At 70.5% G+C, this 22,050-nt stretch carries 23 protein-coding genes; 16 read left to right on the top strand and 7 right to left on the bottom strand.

Annotated elements, in window-relative coordinates; translation table 11 throughout:
* The first annotated feature begins 216 nt into the window (after positions 1 to 216).
* The 6 genes from ACQY4O_RS13360 to cobJ all read left to right on the top strand — a co-directional run bounded on the left by ACQY4O_RS13360 (position 217) and on the right by cobJ (position 4,060).
* Positions 217 to 423, top strand: a complete 207-nt coding sequence (locus tag ACQY4O_RS13360) for a cold-shock protein (RefSeq protein WP_321985836.1) — start codon at positions 217 to 219, stop codon at positions 421 to 423.
* 86 nt (positions 424 to 509) lie between these two features.
* Positions 510 to 704, top strand: coding sequence for a hypothetical protein (locus tag ACQY4O_RS13355; protein WP_321985835.1), 195 nt, complete (start codon positions 510 to 512; stop codon positions 702 to 704).
* Between the two features lie 86 nt (positions 705 to 790).
* A complete protein-coding gene (locus ACQY4O_RS13350) occupies positions 791 to 1,930 on the top strand; it encodes a precorrin-3B synthase (protein WP_428376851.1) in 1,140 nt (379 codons plus the stop codon).
* Entirely contained in the window at positions 1,927 to 2,580 is a 654-nt protein-coding gene (locus ACQY4O_RS13345; RefSeq protein WP_428376850.1) for a precorrin-8X methylmutase, read from the top strand. Before ACQY4O_RS13350 ends, ACQY4O_RS13345 begins: the two co-directional genes overlap by 4 nt.
* Entirely contained in the window at positions 2,577 to 3,302 is a 726-nt protein-coding gene (locus ACQY4O_RS13340) for a precorrin-2 C(20)-methyltransferase (RefSeq protein WP_428376849.1), read from the top strand. Before ACQY4O_RS13345 ends, ACQY4O_RS13340 begins: the two co-directional genes overlap by 4 nt.
* Positions 3,299 to 4,060 (top strand): precorrin-3B C(17)-methyltransferase, encoded by a 762-nt coding sequence (cobJ, locus tag ACQY4O_RS13335; RefSeq protein WP_428376848.1) that lies wholly within the window; start codon positions 3,299 to 3,301, stop codon positions 4,058 to 4,060. The genes ACQY4O_RS13340 and cobJ overlap by 4 nt, the downstream gene beginning before the upstream one ends.
* On the opposite strand, the gene ACQY4O_RS13330 is transcribed toward cobJ, so the two are convergent.
* Positions 4,030 to 4,836 carry a cobalt-precorrin-6A reductase gene (locus ACQY4O_RS13330; protein ID WP_428376847.1) on the bottom strand — a complete coding sequence of 269 codons (807 nt, stop codon included), beginning with the start codon at positions 4,834 to 4,836 and terminating at the stop codon, positions 4,030 to 4,032. The genes cobJ and ACQY4O_RS13330 overlap by 31 nt on opposite strands.
* Between ACQY4O_RS13330 and cbiE the strand changes: the two genes are divergently transcribed.
* From cbiE to cobM, 3 genes are read left to right on the top strand one after another with little or no spacing between them, the layout of a single operon-like run.
* Positions 4,821 to 6,032, top strand: a complete 1,212-nt coding sequence (cbiE, locus tag ACQY4O_RS13325; RefSeq protein ID WP_428376846.1) for a precorrin-6y C5,15-methyltransferase (decarboxylating) subunit CbiE — start codon at positions 4,821 to 4,823, stop codon at positions 6,030 to 6,032. The genes ACQY4O_RS13330 and cbiE overlap by 16 nt on opposite strands.
* On the top strand, positions 6,025 to 6,438 hold the full coding sequence (locus ACQY4O_RS13320; RefSeq protein WP_428376845.1) for a cobalamin biosynthesis protein: 414 nt from the start codon (positions 6,025 to 6,027) through the stop codon (positions 6,436 to 6,438). Before cbiE ends, ACQY4O_RS13320 begins: the two co-directional genes overlap by 8 nt.
* Complete coding sequence (gene cobM / locus ACQY4O_RS13315; protein ID WP_428376844.1) at positions 6,435 to 7,220, top strand: precorrin-4 C(11)-methyltransferase; 786 nt, start codon at positions 6,435 to 6,437, stop codon at positions 7,218 to 7,220. The genes ACQY4O_RS13320 and cobM overlap by 4 nt, the downstream gene beginning before the upstream one ends.
* Here cobM and ACQY4O_RS13310 read toward each other — a convergent pair.
* Positions 7,163 to 8,287: a cobalt-precorrin-5B (C(1))-methyltransferase gene (locus ACQY4O_RS13310; RefSeq protein WP_428376843.1), complete on the bottom strand. Its 1,125-nt coding sequence runs from the start codon at positions 8,285 to 8,287 to the stop codon at positions 7,163 to 7,165. The two genes, cobM and ACQY4O_RS13310, sit on opposite strands and share 58 nt — an antisense overlap.
* A 50-nt stretch (positions 8,288 to 8,337) precedes the next feature.
* Between ACQY4O_RS13310 and ACQY4O_RS13305 the strand changes: the two genes are divergently transcribed.
* The 3 genes from ACQY4O_RS13305 to ACQY4O_RS13295 are packed head-to-tail and all read left to right on the top strand — an operon-like array spanning position 8,338 to position 11,455.
* Positions 8,338 to 9,639, top strand: coding sequence for a cobyrinate a,c-diamide synthase (locus ACQY4O_RS13305; RefSeq protein ID WP_428376842.1), 1,302 nt, complete (start codon positions 8,338 to 8,340; stop codon positions 9,637 to 9,639).
* Between the two features lie 11 nt (positions 9,640 to 9,650).
* On the top strand, positions 9,651 to 10,685 hold the full coding sequence (cobT, locus tag ACQY4O_RS13300; RefSeq protein ID WP_428376841.1) for a nicotinate-nucleotide--dimethylbenzimidazole phosphoribosyltransferase: 1,035 nt from the start codon (positions 9,651 to 9,653) through the stop codon (positions 10,683 to 10,685).
* On the top strand, positions 10,682 to 11,455 hold the full coding sequence (locus ACQY4O_RS13295; protein ID WP_428376840.1) for an adenosylcobinamide-GDP ribazoletransferase: 774 nt from the start codon (positions 10,682 to 10,684) through the stop codon (positions 11,453 to 11,455). The genes cobT and ACQY4O_RS13295 overlap by 4 nt, the downstream gene beginning before the upstream one ends.
* 143 nt (positions 11,456 to 11,598) lie before the next feature.
* On the opposite strand, the gene ACQY4O_RS13290 is transcribed toward ACQY4O_RS13295, so the two are convergent.
* Positions 11,599 to 12,174, bottom strand: coding sequence for a histidine phosphatase family protein (locus tag ACQY4O_RS13290; RefSeq protein ID WP_428376839.1), 576 nt, complete (start codon positions 12,172 to 12,174; stop codon positions 11,599 to 11,601).
* Between the two features lie 80 nt (positions 12,175 to 12,254).
* Here ACQY4O_RS13290 and ACQY4O_RS13285 point away from each other — a divergent pair, with 80 nt between their 5' ends.
* From ACQY4O_RS13285 to ACQY4O_RS13275, 3 genes are all read left to right on the top strand, one after another.
* Positions 12,255 to 12,386 carry a hypothetical protein gene (locus tag ACQY4O_RS13285; RefSeq protein ID WP_428376838.1) on the top strand — a complete coding sequence of 44 codons (132 nt, stop codon included), beginning with the start codon at positions 12,255 to 12,257 and terminating at the stop codon, positions 12,384 to 12,386.
* A gap of 225 nt (positions 12,387 to 12,611) precedes the next feature.
* The gene (acs, locus tag ACQY4O_RS13280; RefSeq protein ID WP_428376837.1) at positions 12,612 to 14,627 is read left to right on the top strand and encodes an acetate--CoA ligase; all 2,016 of its coding nucleotides are present in this window, start codon (positions 12,612 to 12,614) and stop codon (positions 14,625 to 14,627) included.
* 119 nt (positions 14,628 to 14,746) lie between these two features.
* Positions 14,747 to 16,114 carry an MFS transporter gene (locus tag ACQY4O_RS13275; protein ID WP_428376836.1) on the top strand — a complete coding sequence of 456 codons (1,368 nt, stop codon included), beginning with the start codon at positions 14,747 to 14,749 and terminating at the stop codon, positions 16,112 to 16,114.
* Between the two features lie 382 nt (positions 16,115 to 16,496).
* Here the strand turns inward: ACQY4O_RS13275 and ACQY4O_RS13270 are convergent, their stop codons facing one another.
* From ACQY4O_RS13270 to ACQY4O_RS13260, 3 genes are all read right to left on the bottom strand, one after another.
* Complete coding sequence (locus ACQY4O_RS13270; protein ID WP_428376835.1) at positions 16,497 to 16,940, bottom strand: type II toxin-antitoxin system VapC family toxin; 444 nt, start codon at positions 16,938 to 16,940, stop codon at positions 16,497 to 16,499.
* Positions 16,937 to 17,230 carry a FitA-like ribbon-helix-helix domain-containing protein gene (locus ACQY4O_RS13265; RefSeq protein WP_428376834.1) on the bottom strand — a complete coding sequence of 98 codons (294 nt, stop codon included), beginning with the start codon at positions 17,228 to 17,230 and terminating at the stop codon, positions 16,937 to 16,939. The genes ACQY4O_RS13270 and ACQY4O_RS13265 overlap by 4 nt, the downstream gene beginning before the upstream one ends.
* 354 nt (positions 17,231 to 17,584) lie before the next feature.
* Positions 17,585 to 18,772 carry an MFS transporter gene (locus tag ACQY4O_RS13260; protein WP_428376833.1) on the bottom strand — a complete coding sequence of 396 codons (1,188 nt, stop codon included), beginning with the start codon at positions 18,770 to 18,772 and terminating at the stop codon, positions 17,585 to 17,587.
* A 95-nt stretch (positions 18,773 to 18,867) separates the two neighbouring features.
* On the opposite strand from ACQY4O_RS13260, the gene ACQY4O_RS13255 reads away from it, so the two are divergent.
* On the top strand, positions 18,868 to 19,830 hold the full coding sequence (locus tag ACQY4O_RS13255; RefSeq protein WP_428376832.1) for an AraC family transcriptional regulator: 963 nt from the start codon (positions 18,868 to 18,870) through the stop codon (positions 19,828 to 19,830).
* A gap of 9 nt (positions 19,831 to 19,839) precedes the next feature.
* On the opposite strand, the gene ACQY4O_RS13250 is transcribed toward ACQY4O_RS13255, so the two are convergent.
* Entirely contained in the window at positions 19,840 to 22,041 is a 2,202-nt protein-coding gene (locus tag ACQY4O_RS13250; RefSeq protein ID WP_428376831.1) for a prolyl oligopeptidase family serine peptidase, read from the bottom strand.
* Positions 22,042 to 22,050 lie beyond the last annotated feature (9 nt).

The raw sequence follows: 22,050 nt of genomic DNA, 5'->3' as shown, positions 1-22,050 counted from the left end.
GGTGCTATTGCTGATCAACATTGCTGTGTTATGAGAAAATACTTGAAAATACCGCGTGCCGTCCGGCCTCGCGTGCTGTAGGGTCGCTTACGGTTAAATTTCTAACCGGGGCAAGATCTCGGTTCTGTTTCGCGTGTGTGCCTTCCGGTTCCCGAAAATAGAAGTGATGATGTCCCGCCTGTGCGCGGGAATTTTGCCGGTAACGGAGATACGCTAATGTCGACAGGTACGGTTAAGTGGTTCAACACCCAGAAAGGCTTCGGTTTCATCGAGCCGACTGACGGCTCCAAGGACGTGTTCGTGCATGTCTCGGCCGTCGAGCGCGCCGGGCTCGCGACCCTGAATGAGGGCCAGAAGCTCAGCTATGAGCTCGAGCGTGGCCAGCAGGGCAAGGTCTCGGCCGTCAATCTTCAGGCGACCTGATCAACTGGCGGCGCTTCGGCGCCGCCAGCACTTTCTGCTGGGATGCTTTCGCGTTGAGGAAGGCCCGCTTTTTGGAGAAAGATTGAGTGGCTAAACACAAGTTTGCCGTCGGCGACCGCGTCGCGCTGCTGCACAACAGCTCGAATATCAATGTCCGCCCCGGGGTCTACACGATCGTGCGCGCGATGCCGGTGACCAACGAGGGCTGCCAGTATCGCGCCAAGAATTCGATGGACAACCACGAGCGCGTTTTCGACGAGGTCCAGCTCCGCCAGGCCTGACGGATTTGCCTGCAGGCGCTTGCCGATCACCACCCGATCCCGGACTGTTCCGCCGACAACGGTGAGCCGTGTCCGAAGGAGGAGCAGTGGCCGACGCGCGCGGATGGTGTCCGGACCTGTTCACGCCGATGCAGTCCGGCGACGGCTGGCTGATCCGCCTCAAGCCGAGGCTGGCCCGTATTACGGTGCGGCAGGCTTTCGCGGTCGCACAGGTTGCCAGGGCGTCCGGCAATGGACTGATCGACCTCACCGGGCGCGGTAACCTGCAATTGCGGGGCCTGACGCCCGACACGGCGGAGCACGCGGCCCGGCAGCTTGTCGCCGCCGGCCTTGCCGATCCCGATCCGGCGCGCGAACGCCGCCGCAATCTCATCGTCTCGCCCCTGATGCCGGCTCCGGCGGTCGCCGTGGCCGAGGCGCTGGCCACCACCATCGAGTGCGCCGCATGGCTCGACGCGCTGCCGGCGAAATTTGCCTTCGGCGTCAGCGCCGGGCGATTTCCGCTCGCGGACGACCAGGCCGACCTCCTCGTCCGGCCGCAGGGCGATACATGGCGCCTCTTCCTCGGCGGCCATACGCGCGATGCATCAGCTGCCGCCGTGCCGGCCGTCGCGCTGTCGATGGTACGCGCGCTGCCACCGACGCGAAGGCGTCCGCACGCCGCGCCCCGCGCCCCTCGCCCGATCGGCCCGCATGTCGTCGGCTGGCATCCCGAGGCCGGCGCCTTCGGCTTCGGCCTGCCGTTCGGGCAACTGGATTCCGGCCTGCTGACGCGCCTGGCGTCGCTCGCCGCACGCGATGGTGATGGCCTGCTGCATCTCACGACCTGGCGGGCGATGCTGGTCGCGGGGATCGACCCGGCTGCGGTGCCGGCGCTGCGCGATGCCCTGGACGGGCTGGTGCAGGACCCCGGCGATCCGCGCCTACTGGTCAATGCCTGCATCGGCTCGGCCGGCTGCAGCAGCGGCAAGGTTGACGCGCGGGCCGACGCCCTCGCTCTGCTGCGCCTGGGGGTGCGCGCACCCTCGATCCACGTGTCCGGCTGCGCCAAGGGGTGCGCGCATCCCGGGCCGGCAGCACTGACGCTGGTCGGCAGGGGGATCCGGGACGGCCGTGGGCTGTACGGACTGGTGCGGGATGGGCGGGCAGGCGATACAGCGCTGGCCGACGGGCTCGACTGCATGCAACTCGTCGGGAGACTCGGCAGGAGCGCAGACCCGTCTTGAGCGATACAGACTTTCGAACCGTCTCTGCGACCGGGTACGAGCGGGACGGCGACGCGATCTATGCGCGCTCCTTTGCCATCATCCGTGCCGAGGCCGACCTTTCCGGGTTCACGGCCGACGAGGTGCCGCTCGCGGTGCGCGTGATCCACGCCTGCGGCATGGTCGAGCTGGCTGCGAGCCTGCGCTTCAGCCCGGGCTTTGTCGCCGTCGCCCGGGAAGCCCTGCGCGGTGGCTGTCCGGTGCTGTGCGACTCCGAGATGGTCGCGCACGGCATCACCCGTGCCCGCCTGCCGGCCGGCAACGAGGTCATCTGCACGTTGCGCGATCCGCGCACCCCCGGGCTGGCCCGCACCCTTGCAACAACGCGCTCGGCGGCGGCGCTGCAGCTCTGGGGCGACCGCCTGGCCGGGGCCGTGGTCGCGATCGGCAACGCGCCGACGGCCCTGTTCCACCTGCTCGAGATGCTGGCGGAGGGCGCCCCCGCTCCGGCCGCGATCATCGGCATGCCGGTCGGCTTCGTCGGTGCCGCCGAGAGCAAGCAGGCGCTGGAGGCGTTCGGCCGGGTGCCCTATGCCATCGTCGCCGGGCGCCAAGGCGGCAGCGCGATGGCCGCCGGCTGCCTGAACGCGCTCGCGAGCCGGGCGGAGTGAGCGGCACCCTGCATGTCGTCGGCATGGGTCCTGGCGATCCCGAGCTGCTGACGCTGAAGGCGCTCCGGCTGATCGAGGCGGCGCCGGTGGTGGCGTACTTCGCCAAGCGTGGCCGCACCGGGCATGCGCGGCGTATCGCCGGCGACCGGATCGACCCGCGGGCCGAGCTGCTGCGCTTCGAATACCCGTTCACCACCGAGCTGTCGGTCGCCGATCCGCGCTACCTGGCCGAGATCGGCATTTTCTACGAAGCCAGCGCGGCACGGCTCGCCGAACGCCTGGCCCTGGGCCGCGACGTGGCGTTGCTGTGCGAGGGCGACCCATTCTTCTACGGTTCGGCGATGTACCTGTTCGACCGGCTGCACCGGGAGTTCCCGTTCGAGATCGTGCCCGGCGTCACCGGCATGAGCGGCTGCTGGTCGGCCGCCGGGGTGCCGTTCACGCACGGCGACGACGTGCTGCTGGTGCTGCCCGGAACCCTCGACCGGCAGACGCTGGCGGCGCGGCTCGCGATCGGGGACGCCGCCGTCATCATGAAGGTCGGCAGCAACCTCGCGAAGATCCAGGCGGCGCTGGACGATGCCGGGCTGCTGTCGCGCGCGATCTATGTCGAGAGCGGCATGATGCCGGGGCAGCGCATCATGCCGCTCGCCGAGATGGCCGGGCAGGCGGCGCCCTATTTCTCGATGGTCCTGGTGCCGGGGAGAAGGCGCGCACGATGACCGGCCGGCTCGTGATCGTCGGCCTCGGGCCAGGGGATCCTTCGCTGCGTACGCCGCAGGTCAGCGCGGCGCTGGCTGCTGCCACGGACCTGGTCGGCTACGGGCCCTATCTGCAGCGCATCGAAGGCGCCCTGGGTGCGATCCGGCACACGTCCGACAATCGCCAGGAGCTCGACCGGGCCCGGCATGCCCTGTCGCTGGCGGCCGAGGGGCGGCGGGTCGCGGTGGTGTCGTCCGGCGACGCCGGGGTGTTCGCCATGGCGAGCGCGGTGTTCGAGGCGATCGAGCACGGCGATCCCGCCTGGCGGCGGCTCGATGTCGCGGTGATGCCGGGGATCTCGGCGATGCTCGCGGTGGCGGCCCGGCTGGGTGCGCCGCTCGGGCACGATTTCTGCGTGCTCTCGCTGTCGGACAACCTCAAGCCCTGGCCGGTGGTGCTGCGTCGGCTGCAGGCGGCGGCGGCGGCGGGGCTCGGCATGGCGCTGTACAATCCGGTTTCGGCCGCTCGTCCGTGGCAACTGGGAGAGGCGCTCGATGCCTTGCGCGCGCTGCTGCCCGGGACCGTGCCGGTGGTGTTCGCGACCGCAATCAGTCGTCCGGAGGAGCGCATCGTGCTGACCGATCTCGCCGACGCGAGCCCGGAGCAGGCGGACATGCGTACGCTGGTCCTGGTCGGCACCGAGGCGACGCGGAGCATCGCGCGCGGGGAGGGCCGCACGCCGTGGCTCTATGCGCCGCGCGGCGCCGGGGCGGCCTGATGCAGGCGTTCGATCCAGTCCCAGGCCGCCGCGGCATCCGGCACCTCGCTGCCGGCGGGTGCGGCCTCCGGGCGCCGGATCATCACGACCGGGATGCCTGCCTCGCGCGCGGCCTGCAGCTTCGGCGCGGTGGCGTCGCCGCCGGAGTTCTTGGTGACCAGGATGTCGATGCAGTGGCGCGCCAGCAGCGCGCGCTCGTCCTGCAGCCTGAACGGGCCACGGTCCAGCAGCAGCACGGCCGGCGGCGTCCGATCGGCATCGGGCGGATCGATGCAGCGGATCACGTAGCGATGCTGCGGGGCTTGCCGGAACGGCACCAGATCCTTGGCGCCGAGCGTCAGCAGCACCGTCCGGGGCGCGTCCGCGAGCAGCATGCGGGCGGCGTGACCGGTGTCCTCCGCCTTGGTCCAGCGATCGCCGGGCCGCGATGTCCAGGGCGGCCGGGCAATCCGCAGCAGCGGGATCGCGGCGCTGGCTGCGGCCTGCCCGGCGTTCCGGCTGATCGTCGCAGCATAGGGATGCGTCGCATCGACGAGCGCCGCGATGCCCTCTCGCTCCAGCCAATCGGCGAGGCCGGCCGCGCCGCCGAAGCCGCCGATCCGGTGCATGATGCCCGGCAGCGCCGGTGTGCGCGTGACACCGGCAAGCGAGTAGGTTGCCACGAAACGGGGGTCGTTGCGCAGGCGCTGCGCCAGCGAAAATCCTTCGCCGGTGCCCCCCAGGATGAGCACGCGCAGGGCCCTGCTCCGGATCGGGCGCGATGAGCCGGTCGCCATGGCTGTCCATTCTGGGGATCGGCGAGGATGGTGTCGATGGCCTGTCCGGCCAGGCCCGCGGCCTGCTGTCGGAGGCGGAGTTCGTCTTCGGGGGCACCCGGCATCTGGCCCTTGCGCGCGAGCTGATCCATGGCGAGGCGGCGGCGTGGCCGGTGCCGCTTGGCGATCCGGCGGCGCTGCTGCTATCCCGGCGCCCTCGACGCTGCGTCGTGCTCGCGTCCGGCGACCCGTTCTGGTTCGGCATCGGCAGCCTGCTGGCGCGCGGCATCCCGGCCGACGAGTTCATCTGCCTGCCGCAGCCCTCCGCTTTTTCGCTGGCCTGCGCGCGCCTTGGCTGGAGCCTGCAGACAACCCGCACGCTGTCGGTGTGCGGCCGGCCGGTCGAGGCGCTGGTGCCGGCCCTGCAGCCGGCGGCCAGGCTGCTGGTGCTGTGCGCCGACGCCGCCAGCCCGGCCGCCATCGCCGGCCTGCTGGCCGGACGCGGCTTCGGGGCTGCGACGCTGCACCTGATGCAGGCGCTCGGCGGCCCGCGCGAGCGGATCGTGACGCGGCAGGCCGACCAGACGCTGCCCGGCGAGATCGACCCGCTGACCCTGCTGGCCATCGCGCTGCCCACCGGCGCCGAGGCAAGTGCGCTGCCGCTCGCCTGCGGCCTGGACGATGCCGCCTTCGAGCATGACGGCCAGATGACGCGTCGGGAAATCCGGGCCCTGACCCTCTCGGCGCTGGCGCCACGGCAGGGCGAACTGCTTTGGGATATCGGCTGCGGCTCCGGCGCGATCGCGATCGAATGGATGCTGTGCCACCCGGCATGCCGGGCGGTCGGCATCGAGCCCGACCCGGCGCGGCGGGCGCGAGCGGCGCGCAATGCGCGGGCCCTCGGTGTGCCGGGGCTGCAGCTGCACGCGGGCGCGGCCCCGCTGGCGCTCGACGGGCTGCCGCCTCCGGATGCGGTGTTCATCGGCGGCGGCGCCAGCGATCCCGGCGTGCTCGATGCCGCCTGCCTCGCCTTGCGGTCTGGCGGCCGGCTGGTGGCGAACGCCGTGACGCTCGAAACCGAGGCGCTGCTGATAGCCCACCAGGCCCGCCACGGCGGGACGCTCACCCGGTTCGGCATCGACCGGCTGGACACGATCGGCAGCATGCACGCGCTGCGCCCGGCCATGCGCATCCTGCAATGGGCGTGGCATGGCTGAGAGCGTCAGGTGTCTCCAAGAAGGCTCTGACCGGATCGTGGCCGGGCTGGGCTGCCGGCGTCAGATCCCGGCGGCGGCCGTGGTGGCACTGGTGCGGGCCTGCGCTGCCGAGGCCGGCCGGATGCCCGATCTGCTGGCGGTGCCGGACTTCAAGCGCGACGAGCCCGGCCTGCACCAGGCGGCACGCCTGCTCGGCCTGGAGCTGAGGCGGGTGCCGAGCGAGGCTTTGCGCGAGCAGCAGCCGCGCTGCGTGACCCGGTCGGAGCGCGTCGAAGCTGCGGTCGGGCTGCACAGCGTGGCAGAGGCCTGCGCGCTGGCCGCACTCGGTCCGCAGGCGCACCTGCTGCTGCCACGCCGGTCCGCGGCGGGCGTGACCTGTGCTTTCGCGTCGGGCGGCGAGCCATGAGTGTGCATTTCATCGGCGCCGGGCCGGGGGCTGCCGACCTGCTGACGCTGCGCGGACGCGACCTGCTGGCGGCGTGCCCGGTATGCCTGTATGCGGGCTCGATCGTGCCCCGGGCGATGCTGGCGCATTGCCCGCCGGACGCCCGGCTGGTCGATACCGCTTCGATGCATCTCGATGCGATCGAGGCCGAGTTCCACCGCGCGCATGCGGCGGCCCAGGATGTTGCGCGCCTGCAGTCCGGCGACCTGTCGATCTACAGCGCGCTGGCCGAGCAGCTGCGCCGGCTGGACCGCGCCGGCATCCCGTACACGCTCACCCCCGGCGTGCCGGCATTCGCGGCGGCGTCGGCGGCACTCGGCTGCGAGCTGACGCTGCCCGGCATCGCCCAGAGCGTGGTGCTGACACGCCTGTCCGGCCGCGCCTCGGCGATGCCGGAGCGCGAGACGCTGGCCGCGTATGCCGCGACCGGGGCGACGCTCGCGATCCACCTCGGCATCCACGGCATTGCCGGGATCGTCGCCGAGCTGGTGCCGTTCTATGGCTCCGAGGGGCCGGTGGCGGTGGTGGCGCGCGCCTCATGGCCGGACCAGCGCATCGTGCGCGGCACCCTCGGGAGCATCGCGGCGATGCTGGCGAGCGAGCCGATCGAGCGCACCGCGCTGGTCCTGGTCGGGCCGGCGCTGGCCGGCGAGACGACCATCGAGAGCGCGCTCTACCGTCCGGACTACGTCCGGCGCTTTCGCAACGGCGTCATCCCGCAGCGCCCGGACACCAGGCCCTGAGCGTCGAACAGCACGATCTCGAGCGCGACCGGCACGTCGCCGAGCACGTGGGCTGCGACCTGCCAGGCATCGGCCGCGATCCGATCGCCCAGCGCAATGCCGTCCTCGCGCGCGATCGCGAAGGCCTCGGCGGCCGTGTTGGCGCCGGCGATGCGCATGACGTTTGCCGCCGCTACGCCCGCCTCGGCGGCGATGTCGCTGAGCGCCTGCCGATCCACGCTGCCGCGGCCGGAATGCAGGTCCAGCCGGCCCTGCGCCAGCTTGGTGATCTTGCCGATGCCGCCGGCGATGCTGATGCGCGGCACCGGGTGCCGCTTCAGGTATTTCAGCATGCCGCCGGCAAAGTCGCCCATCTCGATCAGCGCGGTCTCCTCCAGGCCGTGCAGCCGCTGGATCGCCGCCTCCGAGGTCCGTCCCGTGCTGCCTGCGACATGCTCCAGCTTGATGGCGCGGGCCACGTCGATGCCGCGCCGGATGCTGTCGATCCAGGCGGCGCAGGAGAATGGCACCACGATGCCGGTGGTGCCGAGGATCGAGAGGCCGCCGACGATGCCGAGCCGGCCGTTCAAGGTGTGCCGCGCCAGCGCCTCGCCGCCCGGGATGCTCAGCGTCACCAGCGCGTCCGGGGAGGATCGCAGCGAGGCCAGCGCCGCCTCGATCATGCGTCGTGGCCCCGGATTGATTGCGGGCTCGCCGGGCGGCAGCGGCAGGCCGGGCCGGGTGACGGTGCCGATGCCGGGGCCGGCCCGAAACCGCACGCCGCTGCCGGGATCGAGCAGGCGTATCTCGGCACGTACCAGTGCGCCGTGCGTCACGTCCGGATCGTCGCCCGCGTCCTTGATCACCCCGGCGCTGGCGACGCCGTTGGCGAGCCGGTGCTCCGCGAGCGCAAAGCTCGGCGCGGCGCCGTTCGGCAGCGCGATCGAGACCGGATCGGGAAAGCTCCCATCCAGCAGGGCGGCATAGGCGGCCTTGGCGGCGGCCGTGGCGCAGGCCCCGGTGGTCCAGCCGCGGCGCAGCGGTCCTTTCGGTTTCAGCTCGTCCGGCGTGGGGCCGTCTGGTGTCATCGCGCTCCCGGCGTCGCGTCCTGGCGTCGCATGGCATGACGCGCGGGCTGATGATAGCAGCGCCACGGTCCGGAAGCGGCAAGACGCTGGTGACGCTGGCCGTGCTCGGCGCACTTCGACGGCGCGGCCTCGCCGTGCGCGCCGCGAAGTCGGGGCCGGACTATATCGATCCGGGGTTCCACGCGGCCTGTCTCGGCACGCCTTGCCTCAACCTCGATAGCTGGGCGATGCCGCCCGCGCTGCTCGACCGGCTCGCGGCCGACCTCTCGGATGCGGCGCCGCTGCTGGTGGTCGAGGCGGCGATGGGGCTGTTCGACGGCGTCGCCGGACCGGCCGGCCAACGTGGCCGTCCGGCTGATATTGCAAGCCGTCTGGGCCTGCCGGTGCTGCTGGTGCTGGACATCTCCGGCCAGTCGCAATCGGCGGCCGCGGTGGCGCGCGGCTTTGCGCTGCACGAGGCGGGCGTGCGGGTGGCCGGCGTGGTGCTCAACCGCGCGGCCTCGGCGCGACATCGCGACGGTGCCGCGGCTGCCATCGAGGCGGCGGGGCTGCCGGTCCTGGGTTGCCTGCTGCGCGATCCGGCGCTCGCCCTGCCGGAGCGCCATCTCGGCCTGGTGCAGGCGCAGGAGCATGCGGCGCTGGCTGGCTTCCTGGACGAGCTGGCGTCGCGGGCGGAAGCGGCTCTGGACCTCGATGCCATCCTGGATGTCATGGCGCCGCTGGCGATCGCGGGGAGCCGGGTGCCGCCGGCGCTGCCGCCGCCCGGGCAGCGGATCGCGCTCGCCCGCGACGACGCGTTCAGCTTCCTCTACCCGCACGTGGCGCAGGGCTGGCGGGATGCCGGCGCCGAGATCGTCGCGTTCTCGCCGCTGGCCGATGCAGCTCCGCCCGCGGACTGCGACTGCTGCTGGCTGCCCGGCGGCTACCCGGAACTGCACGCCGGCCGGCTCGCGCAGAACAGCCGCTTCCTCGACGGCCTGCGCCGCTTTGCCGCGATGCGGCCGGTGCATGGCGAGTGCGGCGGCTACATGGTGCTGGGCGAGACGCTGGAGGATGCGGATGGTGTCGTGCACCCAATGGCGGCGCTCCTCGGGCACGCCACCAGCTTCGCCCGCCGCCGGCTCGCCCTCGGCTATCGCGAGGCGTTCCTGGTGCAGGAAACGGTCCTCGGACCTGCCGGGGCCATCTTGCGCGGTCACGAGTTCCACTATGCGCGGGTGACCGATGCGGGCTCCGATCGTCCGCTGGCCCGGCTTCGCGATGCCGCCGGCCACGACCTGGGCGACGCCGGCGGCGTGCGCGGCTTCGTCAGCGGCTCCTTCTTCCACGCCATCGCGGCGTTTCCATCATGATTGGGGCCGGCATGACGCAGTTCTCCTCGATCGACGCCCTGCGCGCGGCCTGCCGGGATGTGCCGCCGCCGGACCGGGCGGCCGCGGCGGCAGTGGCGTCACGGCAGGCGACGCTGACCAAGCCGCCGGGCAGCCTCGGGGTGCTGGAGCAGGTGGTCGGCTGGCTTGCCACATGGCAGCGGCGCGCGATGCCGCGGCTGGACCGTGTCGAGATCCTGGTCTTCGCCGGCAACCACGGCGTCGTGGCGCAAGGTGTGTCGCCCTATCCGGCTTCGGTGACCGCGCAGATGGTCGACAACTTCGCCGCCCGGGGCGCCGCCATCAACCAGCTCGCCCGGATCGCCGGGGCCGCGCTGCGCGTGGTGCCGCTGTCGCTGGAGCGGCCGACTTCCGACCTGTCGCAGGCGCCGGCGATGAGCGAAACCGAGTTCCTCGAAGCGGTACAGGCGGGGCACGCGGCGGTGCGCCCGGACAGCGACCTGCTCTGTCTTGGCGAGATGGGGATCGGCAACACCACGGCAGCCGCCTGTCTTGCGGCGGCGCTGCATGGCGACGGCAGTGCCTCGCCCTGGACCGGCCGCGGCACCGGGCTCGACGATGCGGGGCTGCAGCGCAAGCAGGCGGTGGTGGCGGCGGCCCTCGACCGGCATGCGGCGGTCCTGGACGATCCGCTGCAGGCGGCGCGATGCCTGGGCGGCCGCGAGCTGGCAGCGCTGCTGGGCGCCACGCTGGCGGCGCGCGAGATCGGCGTGCCGGTGCTGCTCGACGGCTATGTCTGCACCGCTTCGGTGGCGCCGCTGGCGCGGCTTGCCCCCGGCGGCCTGGCGCACACATGGCTCGCGCATGTCTCCGCCGAGCCGGGCCACCGGCTGCTGGCGCGCGGCCTCGGGCTGTCGCCGCTGCTCGATCTCGGCCTGCGCCTGGGCGAGGCCTCGGGTGCTGCCCTCGCGGTGCCCCTGCTGCGTGCGGCACTCGCCTGCCACGCCGGCATGGCGAGCTTCGCCGAGGCCGGGGTAGATGGATGCTGCTCCAGGACGACGCCATGATCCGGCGCCTGCGCACCGATCTGGCGGTCACCCTCGGCTTCTTCACCCGGCTGCCGGTCGGCTGGCTGATGCCGCGCGCTCCGGGCATCGCCATGGGCGGCGCGGTCTGGGCGTTCCCGATCGCAGGCGCGCTGGTCGGCGTGATCGGCGCCTGTGCCTACGCGGCGGCGTGCCGGATCGGGCTGTCGCCGCTGCTGGGCGCCTGCTGGACGCTGGCTGCGATGCTGCTGCTGACCGGCGGCCTGCACGAGGACGGCCTCGCCGACATGGTGGACGGTCTCGGCGGCGGCCAGTCGGTCGATCGACGCCTTGCCATCATGCATGACAGCCGGATCGGCAGCTACGGCGCGCTGGCCTTGCTGGTGAGCAGCCTCACGCGCATCGCGGCCGTGGCGACGCTGGCCGATCCGGCGCGGGTCGCCGTGGCGCTCATCGCCTCCTGCATGCTGTCGCGGGCCGCGATCATCCTGGTGGCGATGCTGAGTTTGCCCGCACGCACCGGCGGCCTGGCGGCGCTGCTGCAACCGATCGGGCGCCGCGCGGCGGGCCTGGGACTGGTCCTGGCGGTGATCGCAACCCCGCTGCTGGTTGCGCTGCGGCTCGCGCCTTGGCTGCTGGCGGGCGCGTTGCTGTGCGGCGTCGGCATGGCGCGGTTCTGCCGGCTCCGGCTCGGCGGTCATACCGGCGATGTGCTCGGCGCCTGCTCCGTGCTGGCGGAGACCGTGCTGCTCCTGTGCGCCGGTGCTCAACTAGAGCAAGACCGGCTCTAGCAGGCTGCTGAAAAAGCAACGTCAGGGCGCTGCCCTGGTCCCGCTGGGGCCGAAGGCCCCAGACCCCGATTCTAAAAATACAGGGATTTCAAAGGCTAGCCTTTGATGGGGTCCAGGGGCGAAGCCCTTGGCCTGCTTTGGTTTCATAGCGACTGCATCGTTCTCGGGTTTTTCAGCACCCTGCTAGAGGCCAGCGTCAGCGCCTGCCCGGCGAGGAAATCCATCGCGGGTGCCGCAAGATCCACCGGCACGTCGCGCAGCAGCGGCGACAGGACCCTCAGCGGGCCGCCATGCGATACCACGATGGCAGATCGTGCATCAGCGCGCAGCATGCCGTGGAAGCGGCCGACCCGCTCGACCAGGGCCGCGCCGGTTTCGCCGCCTGGCGGCGCGAAGGCGAGCAGGTCGCCAGCCCAGAGATCGAGTGCCGCGCGCGGCACCTGATCCCAGCTCAGGCCTTCCCAGTCACCGAAATCGAGCTCCTGCAGGCGTTCGTCGACCCTGACCTGCAAGCCGAGCCGGGCCGCGAGCCGTCTGGCGGGCGCTGCGCACCGCCGGCTCGGCGAGGTCCAGAGCAGCGCATCGCGGAGGACCGGCAAAGTGAGTGCGTCGATCTCCGCCTGCCAGCCCGGTCGCAGCTCCGGGTCGAGGCGCCCGTAGCATAGGCCGGCCTCCGGGAGCGCCGGCCTGGGATGGCGAAGCAGCACGATGGTCGTCACGGGATTGCACGATACGACAGGTGTGTTAAGTCCAATATCCGCGGCGGCTGGGGTAGAGCATGATAGGGCGTTCTCCGGAAGTGAAACGACGTCGCCTGGTCGAGGTCTGTCTCGCGCTGGCGCTGGTGTTCGGCGTCGCCGCTGTCCTGGTCGGCCAGGGCCATCAGCCGCTGCAGCTGTCCGGCCGCCTGCTCGCGGCGAGCACGCAGTAGCAGCGTTCGCGTCGGCTCGGGCTGGTAGGGCCGTCTTCGTTACAACTCCATTTCCGATACAAGTGCGTAAGCATTGCGGGCATTCAATGCTTGCCCTTGCCTTCACCAACCCGATCCGGCAAGGCTCGTGCCGAAGTGCTTCGCTCTCTCGCCGGTACGGCGACAAGATGCTGATGCAGCCGATGCACCGATGAACGGGCAGGGCAGTCCGGGAGCGATGGCGACGTGGAATCGGCACAGATCTATCATGTGAAGCCGTCCCTGGCCGCATCGGCGGTGGTCAACGCCGCGCGCTACCGGCTGATGTCGAACCATGCGGTCAACGATGCCGACGGCTTCTGGCATGAGGAGGCGCGCCGCCTGGACTGGATCCGGACGCCCGAGCTTGCCGGCAACAGCAGCTTCGACGGCGATGTGCGGGTGTCCTGGTTCGCCGACGGCATCCTGAACGTCTCGGTCAACTGCCTGGACCGGCATCTCGACCAGCATGGCGACCGTGCCGCGCTGATCTGGCAGGGCGAGGCCGAGGATGACAGCCGGACGCTGACCTACCGGCAGCTGCATGCCGAGGTGTGCCGGCTGGCGAATGCGTTGCGGGCGCTGGGCATCCGGAAGGGCGACCGGGTTGCGATCTATCTGCCGATGGTGCCCGAGGGGGCGATCGCGATGCTCGCCTGCGCGCGCATCGGCGCGGTGCATGTGGTGATGTTCGCGGGTTTCTCGGCGCTGGGAATCGCCGACCGGTTGGGCGATTGCGGCGCGCGCCTGGTGATCACCGCCGACGAGGGGCGCCGTGCCGGCAAGCGGGTGCCGCTCAAGGCCTGCATCGACGAGGCGCTGTCGCTTGCTGTGGAGAGCGGGGGCGGGACCGGGTCCGGCCACAAGGTCGAGCATGTGCTGGTGCTGCGCCTGACCGGTGCCCCGGTCGCCATGAAGAAGCGGCGCGACCTCGACTATGCCGCCACCGTGCGCGGGCAGTCCGACCGGTGCGAGCCGGAGCCGATGGGCGGCGAGGACCCGCTGCTGCTGCTCTACACCTCGGGCAGCACCGGCAAGCCGAAGGGGCTGCTGCACACCACCGCCGGCTACCTGCTGTGGGCCCGCTTCACCCACGAGGCGGTGTTCGACTACAGGCCCGGCGAGGTGTTCTGGTGCACCGCCGACATCGGCTGGGTGACCGGCCACAGCTATGTCGTGTACGGCCCGCTGGCCAATGCCGGCACCACGCTGATCTTCGAGGGCAACCCGTCCTGGCCGGAGCCGGGCCGCTGGTGGCGCATCATCGACAAGTACCAGGTGGCGAGCTTCTATACCGCGCCGACGGCGATCCGCTCGATGATGCGCGACGATCCGAGCTTCCTGCACGCGACCTCACGCAAGTCGCTGCGTGTGCTGGGCACCGTCGGCGAGCCGATCAATCCGGAAGCCTGGCTGTGGTACTACCACGAGGTCGGTGGCGAGCGCTGCGCCGTGGTCGATACCTGGTGGCAGACCGAGACCGGCGGCATCATGATCGCGCCGCTGCCCGGTGCGATCGCGCAGAAGCCGGGCTCGGCGACGCTGCCGCTGCCCGGCGTGTGCCCGGTGCTGGTCGACGAGAAGGGCCAGGAGCTCGAGGGCGAGGCCGAGGGCCATCTCTGCATCAGCCGCTCCTGGCCGGGGCAGGCGCGCACCATCTGGGGCGACCATGCCCGCTACGTGCAGACCTATTTCAGCACCTATCCCGGCTACTATTTCACCGGCGACGGCGCGCGCCGCGACAGCGACGGCTATTACTGGATCACCGGGCGCGTCGACGACGTGATCAACGTCTCCGGCCATCGCATCGGCAGCGCCGAGGTGGAGGGCGCCCTCGACACCCACGACGCGGTCGCCGAGGCCGCGGTGATCGGCGTGCCGCACGACATCAAGGGGCAGGCGCTGTTTGCCTTCGTCGTGCTGAAAGCGCGCGAGGATGTCCCGCTGAAAGCGCGCGAGGATGTCCCGCTGAAAGCGCGCGAGGGCGCGTCGGGCATCGAGGCCGAGCTCGCGCGTCATGTCGGCCAGGTGCTCGGCCGCTACGCAGCACCCGACACGGTGCTGCTGGCGCCCGAACTGCCCAAGACACGATCCGGCAAGATCATGCGACGCATCCTGCGCAAGATCGCCACCCGCGACACCGCCGAACTCGGCGACACCACCACGCTCGCCGATCCGGCGATCGTGCAGGAACTGATCAAAAGGCTGGAGGAACGGTCCTGAGCTCCGCCGCGACAGCACCCCGGTTTTCCACAGCACTCGGCGCCACTCCCGGCGCGCACCTCCCGATCCAGACCAACATCCCGGGACGGCTCGACCGCCTGCCCTGGAGCCGGTTCCACATGCTGGTGGTGGTGGCGCTCGGCATCACCTGGATTCTGGACGGGCTCGAGGTGACCATCGTGGGCTCGATCGCGCCGATCCTGCAGGATCATCGAACCTTGTCGATGACGCCGAGCGAAATCGGCAGCTCGGCCTCTCTGTACGTGGTCGGCGCGGTGGTCGGCGCGCTGATCTTCGGCTGGCTGACCGACAAGGTCGGGCGCAAGGCGATCTTCACGCTGACGCTCGCGGTCTATATCGGCGGCGTGCTGCTGTCGGCGTGCTCGTGGAATTTCGCGAGCTTCGCACTGTTCCGCTTCATCACCGGGCTCGGCATCGGCGGCGAGTATTCCGCGATCAACTCCGCGATCGACGAGCTGATTCCGGCGCGGCTGCGCGGCCGTGTCGATCTCATCATCAACGGATCGTTCTGGGCGGGAGCCGCCCTCGGCGCGGGCGGTTCGATCTTCCTGATCGGCGGCACCTACATGCCGGTCACCTTCGGCTGGCGCTTCGGCTTTGCGATCGGCGGCATCCTGGGCCTGATCGTGATCGCGCTGCGCCGCTGGGTGCCGGAAAGCCCGCGCTGGCTCTGCACACATGGCCAGCACCAGGAGGGCGAGCGCGTCACCTGCGACATCGAGAAGCGGGTCGCCGCCTCGACCGGACAGACGCTCGAACACGTGCACGAGATGATGACCGTGCATCCGCGGCACCGCTTCGGTTTTCGCCTGGTGCTGCGCCTGATGGTCGGGCAGTATCGCATGCGCAGCATCTTGGTCATGGTGCTGATGATCGCGCAGGCGTTCCTCTACAACGCCGTGTTCTTCACCTACGGCATGGTGCTGACGCACTACGAGGGCGTGGACGGGCGCGATGTCGGGATGTTCATCCTGCCGCTGGCGATCAGCAACTTTCTCGGGCCGCTGCTGCTCGGCACCTTGTTCGACACCATCGGCCGGCGGCGCATGATCTTCGCGACATACACGGTCTCCGGCCTGCTGATGATCGCGGTCGCCTGGATGTTCCGGGCGCATGAGTTGAACGCGCTGACGCAGACGCTGGGCTGGGTGGCGATCTTCTTTTTCGCCTCCGCCGCGGCATCGTCGGCCTACCTCACCGCGAGCGAGGTGTTCCCGCTGGAGACACGGGCGCTGGCGATCGCGCTGTTCTACGCCATGGGCACGGTGATCGGCGGCGCCGGCGCGCCGTGGCTGTTCGGCGTGCTGATCGATATCGGCGGCCGCGAGCCGCTGGCCTTCGGCTACACCGGGGCCGCCGCCCTCATGCTGATCGCCGGCGTGGTGGCGCTGCGTCTAGGTATCGACGCGGAAGGCAGGTCGCTCGAGGAGATTGCCCCGCCGCTTTCGTCGCTCCCGGTCCGGTAGCCGAGGCGCCAGTCAGACGACAAGAGCCGGATCGTTGAGAGACCGTTCGGGAATGCGCTATGCCGGCAATCCGACCCGCCTTTCTCCGCTTCCGGTGCTCACCGCAAGAAGGCGGCTCCGCTCCGGTTCTCGAAAGACGCGCCGGGCGTGCCGCGTCGCGGCACTCTTGCTCGACCTAGAGCCTGATCGTCTCAGGCTGAACCAGCCTGAGACGTGAATCAGTCTCTAGATCAATCTGGTAGAGCAAGTCTACCGGCTCAACTTGAGCCGGCCTTGCTCTAGCACATTCTCAAACGGTCTCTGAGCGACAGGCTTTTTGCATCCACGATCGTCGGCGACCCTCTGAAGGCGATCGGCCTGGCCTTCACTCCGGCTGCTTCCTTCACTGCCCGGTCTGTGCATCCAGTCGCTCCAGAACGGTTGCCAGATCCAGGATCTGGTCCGGAGGCACATGGCTGTGCGCCTTCGCGCACAATCGGGCATCGGCCGTGACGAAGCTGCACCCGCTCGACTGGGCAAGCGAGAGGTAGACGCAGTCATAGGCCGGATGGTCCATCTGAACGGCAAGGCGGAGCGCTGGCGCAAGCAGACGCCGCATGGGGATCAGTTCGACATCAGCGTGTTCCAGCAGGCGGCCCGCGAGCGAGGCTTCGTCCAGGCTGATCTCCTGGCGGCGCACCTTTTTCCACAGGATGTTCGCACACTCCGCAATCAGCAGATCGGGCGCCGATAGCCGATACCGTCGTAGGGCCAGCGCTGCAGTCGTTCCCGCCTCCTCGACCACCCACTTGATTGCAACGCTGGCATCGATGACGAGCCGCTTCACCGCTCGTCCCGGCCCTCGCGCTGCAGGATCTCGGCGGGCGTCTGCACCCGGGTTGCCGTCAGCCGCCTCAGCTCGGCGGCCAGGCGTTCGAAGTCAGCATCCGGCTCGCCGTCTAGAGCCTGTCGAAGAATATCGCGCACCTCGGCTTCAGCCGACTGCCCATGACGTGCCGCCCGGCGTTTCAGACGGATTATCAGGTCCTGATCGACATTGCGTATGCTGAGGCTGCCAGCCATGCGCGTTCCTCGTTCGCTTGAACGCAATGCTATCACTGCCAGCACCGTCGTCATAGTTGTAAGAGCCAGTTTGCAAACACCTGCTGCTGGCGATCCGACACGCCTTTGCTTCGCTCCGGCGCTCACCGCCAGGAGGCGGCTCCGCTCCGGTGCTCGAAAAGTCACGCCGGCCGTGGCCCTCCAATGCTTAGGAGTGGGGGCCGCTCTCATCCAGCATCAGGCGTTTTCAAACAGGCTCTAACGGCACGCCGAGTGGTCATCAGCTGACGGAGGAGTCGTCAGGTTTTACCACTGGCCTTTGGTTTGGTGTGCCGCTTCACCTGCCGCTCGGGTAGCGAGCGCCCTGCTGGTCTTGACCGCGCTCGCCAACAGCACGACCCACCTGTTCCAGCGCACAACGGGCTCCGGTCACGCCTTCCGGGGCAGCCCGAAGCAGATCAGCCCGGCGGTCAGCAGCAGTACCAGGCCGCCGGAGGCGAACACGCCGACGACGCCGGTCATGCCGAAGACCAGACCGCCTGCTGCCGCCCCGGAAGCGATGGCGAGCTGCACCGCGGCGACCAGGAGGCCGCCGGCGCTCTCCGCCTCGTCGGGCACCGAGCGCGCCAGCCAGGTCGACCAGCCCACCGGCACCCCACCGAAGGCCATGCCCCACAGCGCCATCAGCAGCGCGCGCGTCGGCGCCCCGGCATGCAGCCCTGCGAGCGCCAGACCGGCGGCACCGATCACCAGCGGCATCACGGTCAGGGTCAGCCGCAGGCTGCGCTCGAGCAGCAGGCCGGCGATCAGGGTGCCGGCGAAGTTGGCGATGCCGAAGCCCAGCAGGATCAGGGCCATGGTGTTGATGCCGACGCCCGCGACGTCTTCCAGATAGGGCCGGATGTAGGTGAACAGGGCGAAGTGGCCGCCGAACACCAGGACGGAACACAGCATGCCGAGCCCGATACCCGGCCGTAGCAGCACCTCGGTCAGGGTGCGCAGGCGCGCCTCGCCGATCGAGGCGAGGCGCGGCAGGCTGGCGGCCTGGAACAGCAGCGTCACCACGCCGATCGCCATCGCCAGCAGGAACACGCTGCGCCAGCCAAACAGATGGCCGAGCCAGGCGCCGACCGGCGCTGCCACGATGGTCGCGATCGAGACCCCGCTGAAGATCATCGAGAGGGCGCGTGGCAACAAAGCGGGGGGAACCAGGCGCATCGCCACCGCGGTCGCCATGCTCCAGAATCCGCCGAGGGCCGCGCCGAGCAGCACGCGGGCCAGCAGCAGGACCATGAGGTCGGGTGCCAGCGCCACCAACAGGTTCGACGCGATGAGCAGCACGGAGAAGCCCATCAGCACCAGGCGGCGGTCCATCCGGCGCGTCACCACGGCGGCAAGCAGGGCGGCAACCAGGGCCGTGGCGGCCGTCACTGTCACCGCCTGACCGACCAGCGCCTCCGAGGCGCCGAACGTCGCGGCCATCGGCGTCAGCAGGCTGGCGGGCAGGAACTCGGCCGTCACCAGGCTGAACACGCCCAGAGCGAGCGAAAACACGGCGAACCAGGCCGGCTCCTCCAGTTCCCCGGCGTGCCAGGCGCTCTCGACGTTCTCGCTCATCGGTCCTCCGCGGCCTCCGCGCCGCGGAACACTAGGCCGTGTCGTCCGGACGATCTATGATAGTTCATCCGCAATGCTTGATCGGAACTCCGAAGATGGCGATCCAGAGCATCGGTTCCCTGCCCTCCGACCTGATGGGCGAGTTGCTTCTCGGCATGCGCCTGCGCGGCGTGCGGTATCGACGCATCCAGGTGGCACCCCCCTTCGGTCTCGGCTTCGGCACGGCGGCGGGCTGGGCGCAGTTCCACTTCATTGTCGACGGCACGGTGTTCCTGCGCATGGAGGCGGGCGACCTGCACAGCCTGGGTGCCGGCAGCGCGGTGTTCCTGCCGCATGGCGGCGCGCACGAGTTGCTCTCCGCACCGGAGCTTCCCTCCCGCGACATCTCGAGCTTCGAGACCGCCCCGCTGTGCGACAGCGTCTGCGACATCACCGCATGCGTCCCGGGCGGCGCAAGCGACGCCGTCATGTTCAGCAGTTGCATGGAGTTCGATCTGGGCGGCATGCAGGGCCTCGTGCGCCTGATGCCGCAGGTCATGCTGGTCGACAGGCTGAGCCAGCGACATCCCGAGATCCTTCCGATCCTGCAGGCCATGGACAGCGAGGCTCGCCACCGGCGCGTCGGCTTCGCGGGCATCCTGGCGCGGCTGGCGGATGTGGTCTGCGCCACCATCGTGCGCGGCTGGGTCGAATGCGGCTGCGGCGGAGCCTCCGGCCTGGTGGAGGCGCTGCGCGACCCCCGGCTGGCGGGCGCGATCGCGGCGCTGCATCGCGATCCGGGGCATGGCTGGACCGTTGCCGAGCTGGCGGCCGTGATGGGCTGCTCGCGGTCCGTCTTCGCCGACCGCTTCCAGGCGGTCACCGGCGTCACGCCGTGGCGGTACCTCACCGAGGTGCGCATGCGGCTCGCGAGCCAGTGGATCGGTCACGACAAGGTCCCGATCGATGCCGTGGCGCATCGACTGGGCTATGCGTCCCAGGCCGCCTTCAGTCGCGCCTTCAAGCGCGTGACGGGCGGTCCCCCCGGTGCCGCACGGGCCGCGTCGGCCGCGCCCTGACCGTTCGCCCTACGGCTGCGGCTGGAAGCCCGGCTCTCCCATCTGCCACAGCAGGAAGGCCTGCTCGTCGGCGGTTTCCTGGTCGCGCTGGTCGCGGGTCGAGCCGATGCCGTGGCCGGCGTCGAACTCGATGCGCAGCAGCACCGGGCGCCCGCTGCTGGTCGCCGCCTGCAGGCGGGCGGCCATCTTGGCCGGCTCCCAGACCGTGACGCGCGGATCGTCGGCGCCGCCGGTGAGCAGCACCGCCGGATAGGCCGCATGGTCCCTGACATGCTGGAACGCATCCATGCGCAGCAGCGACGGGAACTGCGCGGCATTGGTGACCGAACCGAACTCCGGGATGTTGGCCGGCCCGCCGGCGGTGAATTCGCCGCGCGTGCTGTTGGTGGCGCCGACGCGTATCAGGGCGGCTCGGAACAGCTCCGGCCGCTGCGTGATGGCGCCGCCGATCAGGATGCCGCCCGCGCTGGTGCCGGTGCCGGCGAGATGCGCGCTGTCGGTGTAGTGCCGGGAGATCATCGCCTCCGCGCAGGCGATGAAGTCGGTGATGGTGTTCATCTTGGTGGTGATGCGGCCGCCATCGTGCCAGGCCTGGCCGCCTTCGCCGCCGCCGCGGACATGCGCCACCGCGAACACGCCGCCACGGTCGAGCCAGGGCAGGATGGTCGGCGTGAAGGCGGGATCGTAGGAGATCCCGTAGGCGCCGTAGCCGTCGAGCAGCACCGGCCGCTGCCCGTCATGCTGCAGGTCGCGCCGGCTGATGATCGAGAGCGGGATCAGCGTGCCGTCGCGGGCGGTCACCCTGGTCTCGATCGCCTGGTACGGTTTCAGGTCACGCGGGAACGGCGGCGCGATGCCGGTATCGGTGACGGCGTGGCTGCGCGCGTCGTAATGCAGCCAGACCAGCGGATGCACCCAGGACACCAAGCTGATGTCGGCACCCGGCCGCTCCGGATCGGTGATCAGGCCACCGGCATCCTCCTCGGGCGGCGCGATGGTGCCGGCGAACGGCAGCGTGATCGTCTCGGCGATGCGCGCCCGGTCGCGCAGGCGCAGCAGGGTCATCACCGCGCCGTCGCGGCGCGTCAAATAGAGGCCGTCGGCGGCCAGCGCCAGATCGGTGAGTACGCCGCTGCCTGATGCGACCACGGTACGCGCCTGGGCGAAGGAGGGCGCGTGCAGGTCGGTCTCCACGATGCGCAGATGCGGCGCATCCTTGTGGGTCAGCAGGTCGACGCGGCCGCCGCGCACCGCGATCCCGACCACGGCGTCGGACTGGGCCGCGACCTGCTTCCAGGCGATCTCCGGTGCGCCGACGCTGGCGAGCGGTGCGGCGTAGAGGGCGACTTCCGGCGAGACGCCGTCGCTGACGGTCGCCAGCAGATAGGCCGAGCCGGGGGTAGCGGCGACCGCGGCGAAGGCCTGCCGCGCCTTGAACGGGAACGGCAGATGGTCGGTGTCGAGGATCAAACGGTCGTGGTCGGGATTCTCGCCGAGCTGGTGCTCGAACACACGCAGGTGCGCGTAGGCGGCGGTGGCCGCGGCGCCCGGCACCGGCTTCGGCAGGCGCGCGTAGAAGAAGTGCCGGCCATCGGGGGCCCAGGACACGCTGGCGAACTGCGCGCGGTCGATCACGTCCGGCCGGTCGATGCCGGTGATGGTGTCGACGACATGCAGCACGCTGGCCTCAGAGCCGCCGGTCGAGATGCCGTAGGCCACCAGGCCGCCATCCTGCGACGGCGCGAACTGGTCGATCTCGGCGTGGCGGCCCTGGGTGTCGAGCTTGGCGGGATCGACCAGCACCGTCTCGATGCCGCGCTCGTCGCGCATCACCAGCCGGCCGATCTGCGCCCCCGCGGCGCGCTTGACATAGAACCGGCGCCCGTTGGCGACCGTCAGCATGCCGATGCGGGGCAGCAACCCGTCCAGCGCGCTGATCGCCCGTGCGAGCTGCTCGCGGCCGGGGATCGTGGCGAGCACCGCACGCGCATGGTCGTCCTGGGCGTGCAGGTATTGCTCGAACTCCGGCTTCGGCTCGCTCTCCATCCAGCGATAGGGGTCGGTGACCGGGTGGCCGAAATAGCTGTCGGTGACCGGCGCCACGCGTGCGACCGGAGCCGGGGGCGGGACTGCCGCGAGTGCAGCTGCCGGCAGCAGCAGGGAGATGAGCGCCGATCGGGCGGCGGTTGCGATGGTTCTCGGTCGAGGCATGCTAGAGGC

Origin of the sequence: Lichenicoccus sp. (genome assembly GCF_965277665.1) — a bacterium.
Lineage (GTDB): Bacteria > Pseudomonadota > Alphaproteobacteria > Acetobacterales > Acetobacteraceae > Lichenicoccus.
The sequence above is the reverse complement of the archived record's forward strand: the minus strand, read 5'-3'. Positions and strand labels throughout refer to the sequence as shown.